The organism is Pseudonocardia ailaonensis, assembly GCF_039531635.1.
GTDB classification, from domain to species: Bacteria; Actinomycetota; Actinomycetes; order Mycobacteriales; family Pseudonocardiaceae; genus Pseudonocardia; species Pseudonocardia ailaonensis.
In genome coordinates this window covers 19,191-32,878 of sequence record NZ_BAAAQK010000013.1, presented here as the reverse complement: position 1 = coordinate 32,878, position 13,688 = coordinate 19,191, and the positions used below count along the sequence as shown (strand labels likewise).

Sequence of the window (13,688 nt, the reverse complement as noted above, 5' to 3'; positions counted from 1 at the left end):
ATTAAGCAGGTTGCCATGACGCACATCTCATTGTGGTATCCGTATTCGGGTGAGCGTTCTCACGACAAATGCTGCGCGAACGGACGAATTTCACGTGTGTCGTCCGCCCGGCGACCGCTCAAACGTGGCAAGGACGGTGACGTGCGCCATCGTGACGTCCGTGATCGGACCGTTATTGCTCCGCACGGGTGAAAGTCCTTCCGGTCCGGAAGATCCACGAACATTTCCGGATACCAAGCAAATGACCCCGGCCGGTGATCACCGGCCGGGGTCATCCGACGACTGAGCGTCAGCGCATCAGGTTCGGGCTCAGCGCTCGCGCTCGCCCGTGATGAACTGCTCGACCGCGTCCCGGGCCTCCGAGTCGCTGTACTGCTCCGGCGGCGACTTCATGAAGTAGCTCGACGCCGACAGGATCGGGCCGCCGATGCCCCGGTCCAGCGCGATCTTCGCGGCGCGCACGGCGTCGATGATGATGCCCGCGGAGTTGGGCGAGTCCCAGACCTCGAGCTTGTACTCGAGGTTCAGCGGGACGTCGCCGAACGCGCGGCCCTCGAGCCGGACGTAGGCCCACTTGCGGTCGTCGAGCCAGGCCACGTAGTCCGACGGGCCGATGTGCACGTTGTCCTTGCCCATGTCCCGGTCGACCTGGCTGGTCACCGACTGGGTCTTGGACACCTTCTTGCTCTCGAGGCGCTCGAGCTCCTTCATGTTCAGGAAGTCCATGTTCCCGCCCACGTTGAGCTGCATCGTGCGGTCGAGCTGCACGCCGCGGTCCTCGAACAGCTTGGCCAGCACCCGGTGGGTGATGGTCGCGCCGACCTGGGACTTGATGTCGTCGCCGACGATCGGGACGCCGGCGTCGGTGAACTTCTGCGCCCACACCGGGTCGGACGCGATGAACACCGGCAGGGCGTTCACGAACGCCACGTGGGCGTCGATCGCGGCCTGCGCGTAGAAGCGGTCCGCCGCCTCGCTGCCCACGGGCAGGTAGGACACGAGGACGTCCGCGCGGGTCTCGCGCAGCACGGCCGCGACGTCCACCGGCTCCTCGTCCGACTCGGTGATCGTCTCGCGGTAGAAGCGGCCGAGCCCGTCGAGGGTGTGGCCGCGCTGCACCGGCACGCCGAGCGGCGGCACGTCGGCGATCTTGACGGTGTTGTTCTCGCTGGCCCCGATGGCCTCCGAGAGGTCGTACCCGACCTTCTTCGCGTCCACGTCGAACGCCGCGACGAAGGTCACGTCGCGGACGTGGTAGCCGCCGAAGTCGACGTGCATCAACCCGGGGACGCGCGTGGCCGGGTCCGCGTCCTTGTAGTAGTGGACGCCCTGGACCAGCGACGCCGCGCAGTTACCGACGCCGACGACGGCGACTCGCACCTCACCCATGTGCGGCTCCTCCTTCTTTCTTCTGCCTGCTGTCGGATCCGGCCTCGTTGCCGGGGTGACGCTCCCGCTCGATCAGCTCGTTGAGCCAGCGGACCTCGCGCTCGGTGGTGTCGAGCCCGAGTTCCTGCAGTTCGCGGGTGTAGCGGTCGATCTGCTCACCGGCCCTGGCCAGCGCGGCCCGCAACCCCTCCCGGCGTTCCTCGACGGCGCGGCGCCGGCCCTCCAGGATGCGCATCCTGGTCTCGGCCGGCGTGCGGGAGAAGAACGCCAGATGGACGCCGAAGCTCTCGTCGTCCCAGGTCTGCGGGCCGGTCGCGGCCAGCTGCTCGGCGAAGCGCTCCTTGCCCTCGGCGGTGATCCGGTACGTCCGGCGGGCCCGCTTGGACCAGCCGGCGGTCGGGGAGGCCGAGAGCTGCTCGTCCTCCACGATCAGCCCGGCCCGCACCAGCCGGCGCAGGGCCGGGTAGAGCGAGCCGTAGGAGAAGGCCCGGAACCCGCCGAGCCGCAGGCCGAGCTGCTTGCGCAGCTCGTAGCCGTGCATCGGGGCCTCGAGCAGCAGGCCGAGGATGGCGAACTCGAGCACGTCGCCCTCCCCGTCCGCCCGCCCCGTGGCGGAGCACTTCGATCGCCCCACTATATCGAGCCGATACATCCGGTCGCTGTGTCGAGAGCAACTCACAGCGTTCTCCCAGGCCCGCCGGTCGGGCGGTTGCCGAATGTCGTCGGGCGACCCGACGGGGTTCGGCCGCTACCCTGGACGAGTGCCCGCACCCAGACAGGTCGTCGACTACGCGTTGCAGCGCCGTGCGCTGCTCGTGGAGGTCCACGCCGGACGGGTGGGCACCGCCGAGGTGTGCGACGCCAGTCCGTACCTGCTGCGCGCGGCCCGGTTCCACGGCCGGCCGACCGACAAGCACTGCCCGGTGTGCCGCAAGGACACGCTGACCCACGTCTGGTGGGTGTTCGGCGAGGAGCTGCGGCACGCGTCGGGCTCGGCGCGCAAGCCCGAGGAGATCGACGATCTGGCCGACCGCGTCGGCGAGTTCACCGTGTACCTCGTCGAGGTCTGCCGCACCTGCAGCTGGAACCATCTGGTCCAATCGTGGGCCGAGGGCAGCGGCGCCCGGCCGGATCGTCCGCGCCGGCGGAGGACCGCCGCCGAGTGACGATGCCGGGACGGGCACAATGGCCCACGGACCGGTGACGGTCCGGCACGTCAGGACCTGATATGTACGAGTTGCCGACCTGCACCACCCCCGACCCGATGCGACAACCCCGCACCCCACTCCCCAGCCCGGCCCGTCCCCGCTCCCCGCGGGCGGTCCGTGGAGAAGCACGGAGCCCGCGGTGACCGACCAGCGCCACGACCGACAGTCCCGACCGGGTGTCCCCAACGTGTGGGACGTCCGCCCGGAGCAGCAGGGCCCGCCCCCCGGCGGGGCCGCGCCGTGGCATGGGCAGGCGCGGGGGCAGCAGGGCATGCCGGCGCCGCAGGGCCGCCGCCCGGGTCCGTACCCGGGTCCGCCGCCCGTGCGTCCCCCGGTGCGTCCCGGTCCGCCGCCGCCCGGGCGCCCGGTGCCGGCCGCCGGTCCGCCGCGCGGTCCCGGTGGCGGGGTGCCGCTGCTGACCCACGCCGACGGGGCGGACCGCCCGGACGACCGCGGCGGTCTCGCCGTCGCCGATCCGCCCGGCCCGCCGCGCGGTCCCGGGGACGGCGGCCGCGGCGGTGGGGAGGGCGAGGGGAAGGGCCCGCGCAAGAAGAAGCGCAAGCTCTGGCGCCGGCTGCTGTTCTGGGGCCTCGGCGTGGTCATCCTCGGCCCGCTGCTGGCGTTCGCCGTGGGCTGGATGGTCTTCGCCGTGCCCAGCGCGAACGACGTGGCCAACACCCAGGTCGCCTCGTTCACCTTCGCCGACGGCAGCCCGCTCGCCACGGTCCGGCCGAACAACATCAACCGGACCAACGTCACGCTCGACCAGGTCCCGGAGTCCGTGCAGCACGCGGTGCTGTCCGCGGAGGACCGGTCCTTCTTCTCCAACCCCGGCTTCGACATCTCGGGCATCGGCCGCGCCGTGTGGAGCCAGCTCACCGGCGGCATCGGCGGCGGCTCGACGATCACCCAGCAGTACATCAAGGTGACGACCGGGCAGGACCAGTTCTCCCTGTGGCGCAAGTACCGGGAGATCGTCCTCGCCGCGAAGATCTCCAAGGAACAGACGAAGCAGCAGATCCTGGAGAACTACCTCAACGCGATCTACCTCGGCCGCGGCGCCTACGGCATCCAGGCCGCCAGCCAGGCGTACTTCGGCAAGGACGTCAAGGATCTGACGCCGTCGGAGGGCGCGATGATCGCCGGGCTGATCCAGTCGCCGTCGCGCTGGGACCCGGCGAAGAACCTCGACAAGTCGCAGGAGCGCTGGAACTTCGTGCTCGACGGCGAGGTGGCGCAGGGCTGGATGAGCCCCGCGGACCGCGCCAAGCAGGTGTTCCCGAAGTGGGTGCCGGCCTCGACGGCCGACGGCGGCATCCCCGGCGACGCCAGCGGCCACATCTACAACCAGGTCCGGGCCGAGCTGGAGGCCAACGGCATCTCCGACTCGGAGATCAACACCGAGGGCCTGACGGTGCAGACGACGATCAACCCGGACATGCAGAAGGACATGGTCGACGCCGCACACAAGATCATGAAGGGCCAGCCGGACAACCTCCGCACGGCCGGCGTCGCGATCGACCCGAAGACCGGCGCCGTGCTCGCCTACTACGGCGGGGACAACGGCGTCGGCCTGGACTACGCGCAGGCGCCCAAGCAGCCCGGCTCGTCGTTCAAGCCGTTCGTGCTGGCGGCGGCCCTGCAGCAGCCCGACCCGATCGGCCTGGGCACCCAGTACGACGGGTCCTCGCCCCAGACGATCGCCGGCCAGAAGGTCTCCAACTCCGACGGCGTGAGCTGCGGGGTGTGCTCGGTGAAGACGGCGATGACGCAGTCCATCAACACCGTCTTCTACAAGATGGGCGTGGACATCGGGCCCCAGAAGGTCGCCGACGCGGCCGTCAAGGCCGGTATCCCGGCGGACCCGCTGAAGAACCCGACCGGTGGTATCGCGCTGGGCGACAAGAACGTCCGCACCATCGACATGGCCTCGGCCTACGCCACGTTCGCCGCGAACGGTGTCGAGCGCGCGCCGTACCTCGTGGCCAAGGTGACCACGAGCGACGGCCGGGTGATCTTCGACAAGGGGACGGCGTCGGGGGCGGGCCAGCAGGCCTTCAGCCAGCAGGTCGCGCGCAACGTCACCGAGTCCATGACGGACGTCGCCAGCTCGTCGCGGATCGCCCTCACCGACGGCCGCCCGGTCGCCGCCAAGACCGGCACCGTCCAGTCCAGCGTCGTGGGCCAGAACAACGACGCCTGGACCGTCGGCTACACGCCGTCGATCTCGACCGCGATCTGGGTCGGCACGGACGACAACTCGCCGATCAAGAACGCGCAGGGCCGGCCGATCTACGGCCGCATGCTGCCGGGCTCGATCTGGCAGGAGTTCATGTCCGACGCGCTGAAGGGCTCGCCCGTCGAGACCTTCGGCAAGTTCACGCCGATCGGCCAGGCGCCGGTCTCCGACGCACCGGCGACGAGCTCCTCGCAGCCCACGACCGCGCCGCCGACCGACGGCCAGTCGCAGGACGGCAACGGCGGCAACGGGAACGGCGGCAACGGCAACGGCAACGGCGGCAACGGCAACGGGAACGGGAACGGCGGGGGCAACGGGAACGGCAACGGGGGCACGGGCAACAACGGCCGTGGCGCGCTGTCGAACAATCCGTTCTTCTCGAACAACGACAACGGCGACGACGGCAACTAGGTGACGTCGGCGCCCCCCGGCAGGTCGCGGCGCGCCCGGCCCGGTGAGCGGCCGGGCCCGCCGCGGACGGTTCCCAGCTGGACCGAGCCGGTGGTGGCCTCCGCGAGCTGGCTCGTCGGTGGGCCGCTCGGCCGGCACGCCCTCGTGGGCCGGGTGCGCTTCTGGACGCCGCTGCGGGTCGTCCTGCTGCTGACGGTCGCGGTGCTCGCGCTCGGCTGGTTCGGCAAGGCGCCCTGCCTGCAGCAGGCGCCGGGGGCCGACGGGCAGCTCACCCTGGACTGGCAGAACGACCGCCAGTACGTGGCGATGTGCTACTCGGACACGGTGCCGCTCTACGGCATCGAGCGGCTCGACGATCCCTCGGCGCTGCCGTACCGCGACGCCTGGACGGAGACCGCCTCGGACGGCTCCACCCAGGTCCGCTACATGGAGTATCCGGTGCTCACGGGCTTCTACCAGTGGGCCGCCGCCCGGGTGACGGACGGCTGGCTGGCCGCCGCCGCGGTGCTGCCGCTGCCGTCCGGGCTGCCGGTGGTCGTGTACTTCGACATCGTCGCGATCGGGCTCGCGCTGGCCTGGATCGTGGTCTCGTGGAGCGTCCTGCGGTTGCGTGCGCCGGCCGGCCGGCCTTGGGACGCCGCGCTGGTCGCTGTGTCGCCGCTGGTCGCGGTGCACGCCTTCACCAACTTCGACGCCCTCGCCGTCGCCGCGGCGTGCGCCGGGATGCTGGCGCTCGCCCGCCGGCACCCGGTGCTGGGTGGCGTGCTGCTCGGCCTCGGCGGCGCGGCGAAGCTCTACCCGCTGCTGCTCCTGCTGCCGGTGCTGCTCGTCGCCCTGCGCCGCAAGGAGATCGCGCCGGCGCTGCAGGCGATCGCGGGAGCCGCGGTCGCCTGGCTGGCGGTCAACCTGCCCGTCGCGCTGGCCTGGCCGGACGGGTGGTGGGAGTTCATCCGGCTCAACCGGACCCGGCCCGCGGACCCGGACTCGCTCTACTACGCGCTGTCCTACTTCACCGGCTGGAGCGGCTTCGACGGCCCGCTGCGCCCCGACCAGCCGCCGAACGTGCTCAACGCGGTCAGCCTCTCGCTGTTCGTCGCGGTCTGCGCCGGGCTCGTGGTGCTGGCCGCGAAGGCGCCCCGCCCGCCCCGGCTGGCCTCCCTGGCGTTCCTGGTCGTGGCGGCTTTCCTGCTGGTGAACAAGGTGTGGAGCCCGCAGTACTCGCTGTGGCTGGTGCCGCTGGCCGTGCTCGCCCTGCCGCGCTGGCGGCTGCTGCTCGCGTGGATGGCCGTGGACGCGCTGGTGTGGGTGCCGCGGATGTTCTACTACGTCGGCGTGGACCAGAAGGGGCTGCCGCCGGACTGGTTCCTCGGTGCGGTCCTGCTGCGGGACGCGGTCGTGGTGCTGCTCTGTGCGCTGGTGGTGCGTTCCGTGCTGAACCCGGCCACGGACCCCCTGCGCGCCGATCCGCTGGCGGACCAGGACGATCCGGACTGGCCCGTGCGACGACGCTCACAGCGGTCCGCCGCGCCCGTCGCGGTGGGGCAGGGTGGACGGGATGGGACCGGATGAGCTGCGCGCCGCGGCGGAGAAGCGACTCGCCGACTTCGACCGGCGCGGGATCGACCGCCCGGACCTGAAGCGCTCGGCCGTCACGGTCACGCTGGTCACCACGGGCGCCGGGGAGTCTGCCACCTTCGCCGACGGGCTCGCCTTCCTGCTCACCCGGCGCGCCGCCACGCTGCGCCGGCACAAGAAGCAGTGGGCGCTGCCCGGCGGCCGGGCCGATTCCGGCGAGACGATCACCGAGACGGCCCGCCGTGAGCTGGCGGAGGAGCTCGGCCTGCACCTGGGCGAGGACGCCGTGCTCGGCCTGCTCGACGACTATGCGACCCGCTCCGGGTACGTGATCACGCCGGTCGTGCTGTGGGGCGGCGAGGTCGGGGAGCTCACGCCGAACCCCGACGAGGTGTCCCTGCTGCTGCGGATCCCGTTCGCGCAGATCGACGTGGAGCCGCGCTTCATCACGATCCCCGAGTCCGACTCCCCGGTCATCCAGGTGCCGCTGTTCGACCGCCTCGTGCACGCCCCGACGGGTGCGGTGATCTACCAGGCCCGCGAGGTGTTGCTGCACGGTCGTCCGACCCGGGTGGACCACCTCGAGCAGCCGGTGTTCGCCTGGCGCTGAGGTCCACCGGCGCGTCGAGCCCCGCGACCGTGGGCACGCGCAGGAACAGCACGAACAGGATCGCGCACAGCAGCGAGGTGCCCCACACGCCGAGGACGACGGCCTGCGGCGCGAACCCGTCCGCGACCCCGCCGCCGACGTGGAACCAGCGGAAGACGCCGATGCCGATCAGCGCGTCCGCCACGAGATAGCCGGCGATCCAGCCGCCGCGCACCCGCAGCAGCACGAGGAACGGCAACAGCCACAGGGTGTACTGCGGGGAGTGCACCTTGTGCAGCAGCAGGAAGCCGCACAGCATCGCGCCGCTCACGCCGACCCAGGGATAGACCTCGCCGCGCCGCCACCGCCGCAGCCCGTACAGCGCGGCCGCCGCGAAGGACAGCAGGACGAGCAGGGGGGACAGCACGTCGACCAGGTCGCCGAACCGCTCCCCCGCGCCGAGGTCGGCCATCAGCGGCCGCACGCCCCAGAACCAGATCGAGTTCGTGGAGGCGTCGACGGGCCGGCGCTCCTGGAAGGTGAACGACGCGCGCCAGCCCTCGTAGCCGACCAGGGCGAAGGGCAGGTTGACCAGCACCACCGTGCCGAGCCCGGCCCACAGGACCCGGAGCGCGCCGGGAACGTCGAGCGTGCCGCCGGGCGGGGCGCCCCGGGTGAGGACGAGCAGCGCGAGCGGCACCAGGAACGCGCCGGGATAGAGCTTGAGGGCGCAGCCGAGCCCGAGCAGGACGGCGGCGAGCACCGGGCGCGGGCGTCGCGTGCCGTGCACCGCGAAGACCGCTCCCACCGAGCAGGCGACGGCCGGCAGGTCCCAGTTGTGGAAGGCGTAGAGCACCAGGGGCGGGCCGAGCGCCCACAGCAGCGCCCGCCAGCGCGCCAGCCGACCCAGCAACCAGCCCGTGACCAGGCCGAACGGGGCCAGCAGCAGGGCCGAGCCGAGCAGGAAACCCGCGTCGGTGTGCGCGGCGAGCGCGCCCAGCCAGATCAGCACGCCGGTGAGCACGGGGTACTCGACGCTGCCGCCGTGCAGCTCGCCGTCCGCCCCCATCGAGCCGTTCAGGTACGGGAAGACGTGCTGGTCGACGTCCCGGCCGAGCCAGAGCTTCTGGATGTCGGAGTAGCAGACGTCCCCGTACGCGCGCCCCGCGAAGTCCGGCTGGCTGCGGCCCGCGGCGTCGAACTCCGGGCCGGTGCAGCGCGCCTTGTTCGCGTAGCCCAGCACGAGGATGAGCCCGGTGAGCAGCACGAGCAGGGCCAGCGCGCCCCGGCCGAGCCGCTGCCGGGTGCCCGCCGCGCCGTGCCGTCCCCGGGCGCCGATCGCGCTGCTGAGTTGTTCGGTGCGGTGCTCTTCCGTGCCACGCCGCGCGCCCGGTCCGTCCGCCGGTGGGTCTGGCGCGGGCGGACCGGGGCCGGTGGTCACGCCTCCAGCTTCCCGCGCAGGTAGGCGATGTCGGCGGCCTGGCCCTCGGCCGGCGTCTCGACGACGACCGGTGCCTGCGCCGCCGCGCACACGGCCGCCAGCTGCTCCGGGTCGATCGTCCCGGAGTCGACGTTGGCATGCCGGTCGCGCGCGGAGCCGAACTCGTCCCGCGAGTTGTTCAGGTGCACCAGGTCGATCCGGCCGGTGATCGCCTTCGCCCGGTCCACGACGTCCACCAGGTCCTCCCCCGCGGCGAACGCGTGGCAGGTGTCCAGGCAGAAGCCCACGCCGAACTCGCCGACCGCGTCCCACAGCCGGGCCAGCGCGTCGAACCGCCGCGCCATCGCGTTGTCCCCGCCTGCGGTGTTCTCGATGAACACCGGCACCGCGAAGCCGCCCTCGGCCTCCTGGCGCTCGACGAACTTGCGCCAGTTGTCCACGCCGACGGCCGGGTCCTCGTCCCGCGTGACGTGCCCGCCGTGGACGACGAGGCCGATCGCCCCGACCTCCTTGGCCCCCTCGGCGTGCTGCACGACGAGCTTGCGGCTCGGGATGCGGATGCGGTTGTTGGGCGACGCCACGTTGACCACGTACGGCGAGTGCACGACCGTCGTGATCCCGGAGCCGACCAGCGCGGCCGCCTCGGGATGGGGTTTGGGCTTCTTCCAGCCCTGGGGGTCGGCCAGGAAGAACTGCACGATCTCCGCGCCGCTCTCCTTCGCCGCGGCCAGGGGATCGTCGTCACGGACATGGGCGCCGATGAGCATGGGGGCGAGGGTAGCGACGGGCCCCGACAGTTCCGTGCCCGAGCCGTCCCCGGTCCTCGTCGGATCCGCGTTCGCGGGGGTGAACGATGTCCCGGGGGTGGCGCGGACCGGCGCAAACGCGCTGGTAATCTCCTTGTCAACTGCACCGGCCGGACCCTCCCGGGTCCGCGAAAGACGAGCCCGCTCGCGAGAGCGGGCCCGATTCTTGTCGGTGCGGGGTGAGAACCTCCTGCCGCGGATGCACCGCGGCCGTTCCAGTCCACAGGAGGTGAATGGTTCTCATGCGTCACTACGAGCTCATGGTCATTCTCGACCCGAGTCTTGACGAGCGCACGGTGCAGCCGTCGCTGGAGACTTTCCTGAACGTCGTCCGCTCCGACGGCGGTTCGGTGGAGAAGATCGAGGTCTGGGGCAAGCGCCGCCTGGCCTTCGAGATCAAGAAGAACGCCGAGGGCATCTACGCGGTGCTCGAGGTCGAGGCCGAGCCGGCCACCGTGGCCGAGCTGGACCGCCAGCTGGGGCTCAACGAGTCGGTCCTGCGCACCAAGGTGCTCCGCCGCGAGCCCCGCAAGGCGCGTCCGGCCGCGGCCGCACCCGCCGCCGCGAGCTGACCCGACCGGCACCAGGCAACCAGTAACGAGGGAGGCCACCCATGGCCGGCGAGACTGTCATCACCGTGGTCGGCAACCTGACCGCCGATCCGGAGCTGCGGTTCACCCCGTCCGGGGCGGCCGTCGCCAACTTCACCGTGGCGTCCACCCCGCGCAACTTCGACCGCCAGTCCGGCGAGTGGAAGGACGGCGAGGCGCTGTTCCTGCGCTGCAACATCTGGCGCCAGGCCGCGGAGAACGTCGCCGAGACGCTCACCCGCGGTTCCCGCGTCATCGTGCAGGGCCGGCTCCGCCAGCGGACCTTCGAGACCCGCGAGGGTGAGAAGCGCACCGTCATCGAGATGGAGGTCGACGAGGTCGGCCCCTCGCTGCGGTACGCCACCGCAAAGATCAACAAGGTCAGCCGGGGCGAGGGCTCGGGCGGCTTCGGTGGTGGCGGTGGTGGCGGCGGCTTCAGCGGCGGCAGCGGTGGCGGTGGCAACGGCGGCGGCGGTCGCGGTTCGCAGGGCGGTGGCTACGACGACCCGTGGGGCTCCGCCCCGGCGGCCGGCAGTGGTCCCGCGGCGGACGACGAGCCTCCCTTCTGACCTCATCCTTCCCCACCCCGCGCCCCGGGCGCGGTGAGCACAACCAGGAGCATCAGCAATGCCCAAGCCCGTCCTGCGCAAGCCCAAGAAGAAGGTCTGCGCATTCTGCAAGGACAAGGCCCAGGAGATCGACTACAAGGACACCGGTCTGCTGCGGAAGTTCATCTCCGACCGCGGCAAGATCCGCGCCCGTCGTGTGACCGGCAACTGCCGTCAGCACCAGCGGGACGTCGCCGTGGCCGTGAAGAACAGCCGCGAGGTCGCCCTCCTGCCGTACACCTCGACCGCGCGCTGAGGAAGGGGACCGACATGAAGCTCATCCTCACCGCGGACGTGCCCAACCTGGGCGCGCCCGGCGACATCGTCGAGGTCAAGGACGGCTACGGCCGCAACTACCTGCTCCCCCGCCAGTTCGCGATCGTCGCGACCCGTGGCGCGGAGAAGCAGGTCGAGCAGATCCGCCGGGCCCAGAAGGCCCGTCAGATCCGCGACCTGGGGCACGCCAAGGAGGTCGCCGGCCAGCTCGGCAACCTGTCCGTCAGCGTGACCGCCAAGGCCGCGGGCGACTCGGGCCGGCTGTTCGGCTCGGTCACCGCCGCCCAGATCGCCGAGGCCGTCAAGAAGGCCGGCGGCCCGGTCCTGGACCGGCACGCCATCGAGATCGGCGAGCAGATCAAGACCGTCGGCACCCACGCGGTGTCGGTGCGTCTGCACCCGGAGGTCACCTCCGAGGTGCAGGTGGCCGTCGTCGCCAGCTGACACGCGTCACGTTCCGTCACGAGGGCGGGGCTCGGTCCACCGGACCGGGTCCCGCCCTCGTGGCGTTCCGGGGCTCCTCGGCACGGTCCGTCGCCGGCCCGGCCCGCCCCTGCCGGACACCGTCGGCGAACGGATGCACACACACCGTCCATCGCGTGGGAGCGACACGCGGCCGGTGACGCCCGTGTCGCTCGGTGACCCCCCGGATGCGCCGGGTGGACGGTCGCCGCGCCCGCCCGACACGCCCGTCGAGGGACTCGCCGACGGGTCTCGAGGGAAAGTTGTCCACACGGGGGTCGGGCCTGCTGATCAGGCGAAAGGCGCTCCGAGCTGGGATTGTCCCCACTTTGTCCACAGGCACTGGGGGATGGGCTCCTGCGGAGTCCCCGGTTCGTCCCCATCCGGTCCCCAGGGTTGTGCACATGACGATTCGGACTCCGGGGTCGCGTCCCCTAGCGTCGGGCTCCACGAGGATCCGATGTCCGTCCCCGGCGCGCCGACCGTTCGTCGCACGCCGTTCGACGGGGCCATCGGACGGGTGAGCAGGGCCACCGCCGGGAACCGGGGCCGATCCGGTGCGGATCGAACCTCTGTTCGATAGTATGGCGGTGACGGTGACTGGGGGTGACACCACGCATGGCGGTGACGGATGATCGTCCCAACCGGCAGAGCGGTCCGCGGGCCGTCCGGGAGGGCGATCGGGCGGAGTTCTCGGAGTCCGCCGGTCCGTCGGGCTCCTCGGGGTCCTCCTCGGCGTCGCCGTTCGACCGCCAGCCCCCGCAGGACCTCACGGCGGAGCAGTCCGTCCTCGGCGGCATGCTGCTGAGCAAGGACGCGATCGCGGACGTGGTGGAGGTGCTGCACCCGGACGACTTCTACCGTCCGGCGCACCAGACCGTCTACGACTGCATCCTCGACCTCTACGGTCGTGGCGAGCCCGCGGATGCGGTCACCGTGTCGGCGGAGCTGCAGCGCCGCGGAGACCTGATCCGCCTCGGCGGCGCGCCCTACCTGCACACCCTGATCGCCACCGTCCCCACCGCGGCCAACGCGGCCTACTACGCCGAGATCGTCGCGGAGAAGGCCACGCTGCGCCGGCTCGTCGAGGCCGGCACCCGGATCGTCCAGCTCGGGTACCACGGGGCGGACGGCGCGGAGGTCGAGGAGGTCGTCGACCGGGCGCAGGCGGCGATCTACGAGGTCACTGAGCGCTCCACCAGCGAGGACTACATCGTCCTCGAGGAGCTCCTGCAGCCGACGATGGACGAGATCGACACGATCCAGTCCCGCGGCGGCGTCTCGCACGGCGTGCCCACCGGCTTCACCGACCTCGACGAGGCCACGAACGGGCTGCACCCGGGCCAGATGGTCGTGGTCGCGGCCCGCCCGGGTCTGGGCAAGTCCACGCTCGGGCTGGACTTCGCGCGCTCCTGCTCGATCAAGCACGGCATGACCAGCGCGGTGTTCTCGCTGGAGATGAGCAAGACCGAGATCGTCATGCGCCTGCTCTCGGCGGAGGCGCAGATCAAGCTGGCGGACATGCGCGCGGGCCGGATGCGGGACGAGGACTGGACCCGCATGGCGCGCCGGATGAGCGAGATCTCCGAGGCGCCGCTGTTCATCGACGACTCGCCGAACCTCACGCTGATGGAGATCCGGGCCAAGGCGCGCCGGCTCAAGCAGCGCAACGACCTGAAGCTGATCATCCTCGACTACCTGCAGCTGATGACGTCCGGCCGCAAGGTCGAGTCCCGCCAGCAGGAGGTCTCGGAGTTCTCCCGGCAGATCAAGCTGCTGGCCAAGGAGCTCGAGGTGCCCGTCGTGGCGATCTCGCAGCTGAACCGTGGTCCGGAGCAGCGCACGGACAAGCGGCCGATGATCTCCGACCTGCGCGAGTCCGGCTCCATCGAGCAGGACGCGGACATGGTGATCCTGCTCCACCGGCCGGACGCGTTCGAGCGGGACGATCCCCGCGCCGGCGAGGCGGACCTGATCCTGGCCAAGAACCGTAACGGCCCCACCGCGAACGTCGTCGTGGCCCACCAGCTCCACTACAGCCGCTTCGCGGACCTCGCCCACCACTGAGCCCGACCCTGCGTTATGGAGCCATAA

The 13,688-nt window shown here is 71.5% G+C and carries 12 protein-coding genes and 1 pseudogene; 9 read left to right on the top strand and 4 right to left on the bottom strand.

The annotated features are described in order from the left end of the window. Positions 1 to 309: 309 nt before the first annotated feature. A complete protein-coding gene (locus ABD324_RS20770; protein WP_344419520.1) occupies positions 310 to 1,389 on the bottom strand; it encodes an inositol-3-phosphate synthase in 1,080 nt (359 codons plus the stop codon). Beyond that, entirely contained in the window at positions 1,382 to 1,972 is a 591-nt protein-coding gene (locus tag ABD324_RS20765; protein WP_344419517.1) for a PadR family transcriptional regulator, read from the bottom strand. The genes ABD324_RS20770 and ABD324_RS20765 overlap by 8 nt, the downstream gene beginning before the upstream one ends. 178 nt (positions 1,973 to 2,150) lie before the next feature. On the opposite strand from ABD324_RS20765, the gene ABD324_RS20760 reads away from it, so the two are divergent. The 4 genes from ABD324_RS20760 (at position 2,151) to ABD324_RS20745 (ending at position 7,432) form a co-directional block, all read left to right on the top strand. Beyond that, positions 2,151 to 2,555 carry a DUF5318 family protein gene (locus ABD324_RS20760; protein WP_344419514.1) on the top strand — a complete coding sequence of 135 codons (405 nt, stop codon included), beginning with the start codon at positions 2,151 to 2,153 and terminating at the stop codon, positions 2,553 to 2,555. 181 nt (positions 2,556 to 2,736) lie between these two features. Continuing rightward, positions 2,737 to 5,247 (top strand): transglycosylase domain-containing protein, encoded by a 2,511-nt coding sequence (locus ABD324_RS20755; protein WP_344419511.1) that lies wholly within the window; start codon positions 2,737 to 2,739, stop codon positions 5,245 to 5,247. 93 nt (positions 5,248 to 5,340) lie between these two features. Next, a complete protein-coding gene (locus ABD324_RS20750) occupies positions 5,341 to 6,816 on the top strand; it encodes a glycosyltransferase family 87 protein (protein WP_344419508.1) in 1,476 nt (491 codons plus the stop codon). Further along, positions 6,803 to 7,432, top strand: coding sequence for an NUDIX hydrolase (locus tag ABD324_RS20745; protein WP_344419506.1), 630 nt, complete (start codon positions 6,803 to 6,805; stop codon positions 7,430 to 7,432). Before ABD324_RS20750 ends, ABD324_RS20745 begins: the two co-directional genes overlap by 14 nt. Before the next feature lie 295 nt (positions 7,433 to 7,727). On the opposite strand, the pseudogene ABD324_RS20740 reads toward ABD324_RS20745, so the two are convergent. After that, a pseudogene (locus ABD324_RS20740) lies at positions 7,728 to 8,480 on the bottom strand (glycosyltransferase 87 family protein); the annotation flags it as partial. 368 nt (positions 8,481 to 8,848) lie between these two features. Next, positions 8,849 to 9,619 (bottom strand): deoxyribonuclease IV, encoded by a 771-nt coding sequence (locus ABD324_RS20735; protein WP_344419503.1) that lies wholly within the window; start codon positions 9,617 to 9,619, stop codon positions 8,849 to 8,851. 272 nt (positions 9,620 to 9,891) lie between these two features. Here ABD324_RS20735 and rpsF point away from each other — a divergent pair, with 272 nt between their 5' ends. The 5 genes from rpsF (at position 9,892) to dnaB (ending at position 13,661) form a co-directional block, all read left to right on the top strand. Then, positions 9,892 to 10,230: a 30S ribosomal protein S6 gene (rpsF, locus tag ABD324_RS20730; protein WP_425565874.1), complete on the top strand. Its 339-nt coding sequence runs from the start codon at positions 9,892 to 9,894 to the stop codon at positions 10,228 to 10,230. Between the two features lie 41 nt (positions 10,231 to 10,271). Next, complete coding sequence (locus tag ABD324_RS20725) at positions 10,272 to 10,817, top strand: single-stranded DNA-binding protein (protein ID WP_344419500.1); 546 nt, start codon at positions 10,272 to 10,274, stop codon at positions 10,815 to 10,817. Positions 10,818 to 10,875: 58 nt separating this feature from the next. After that, positions 10,876 to 11,112 carry a 30S ribosomal protein S18 gene (gene rpsR, locus ABD324_RS20720; protein WP_037042067.1) on the top strand — a complete coding sequence of 79 codons (237 nt, stop codon included), beginning with the start codon at positions 10,876 to 10,878 and terminating at the stop codon, positions 11,110 to 11,112. Between the two features lie 14 nt (positions 11,113 to 11,126). Continuing rightward, positions 11,127 to 11,576, top strand: a complete 450-nt coding sequence (rplI, locus tag ABD324_RS20715) for a 50S ribosomal protein L9 (protein WP_344419487.1) — start codon at positions 11,127 to 11,129, stop codon at positions 11,574 to 11,576. 636 nt (positions 11,577 to 12,212) lie between these two features. Then, entirely contained in the window at positions 12,213 to 13,661 is a 1,449-nt protein-coding gene (gene dnaB, locus ABD324_RS20710) for a replicative DNA helicase (RefSeq protein WP_344419485.1), read from the top strand. Positions 13,662 to 13,688 lie beyond the last annotated feature (27 nt).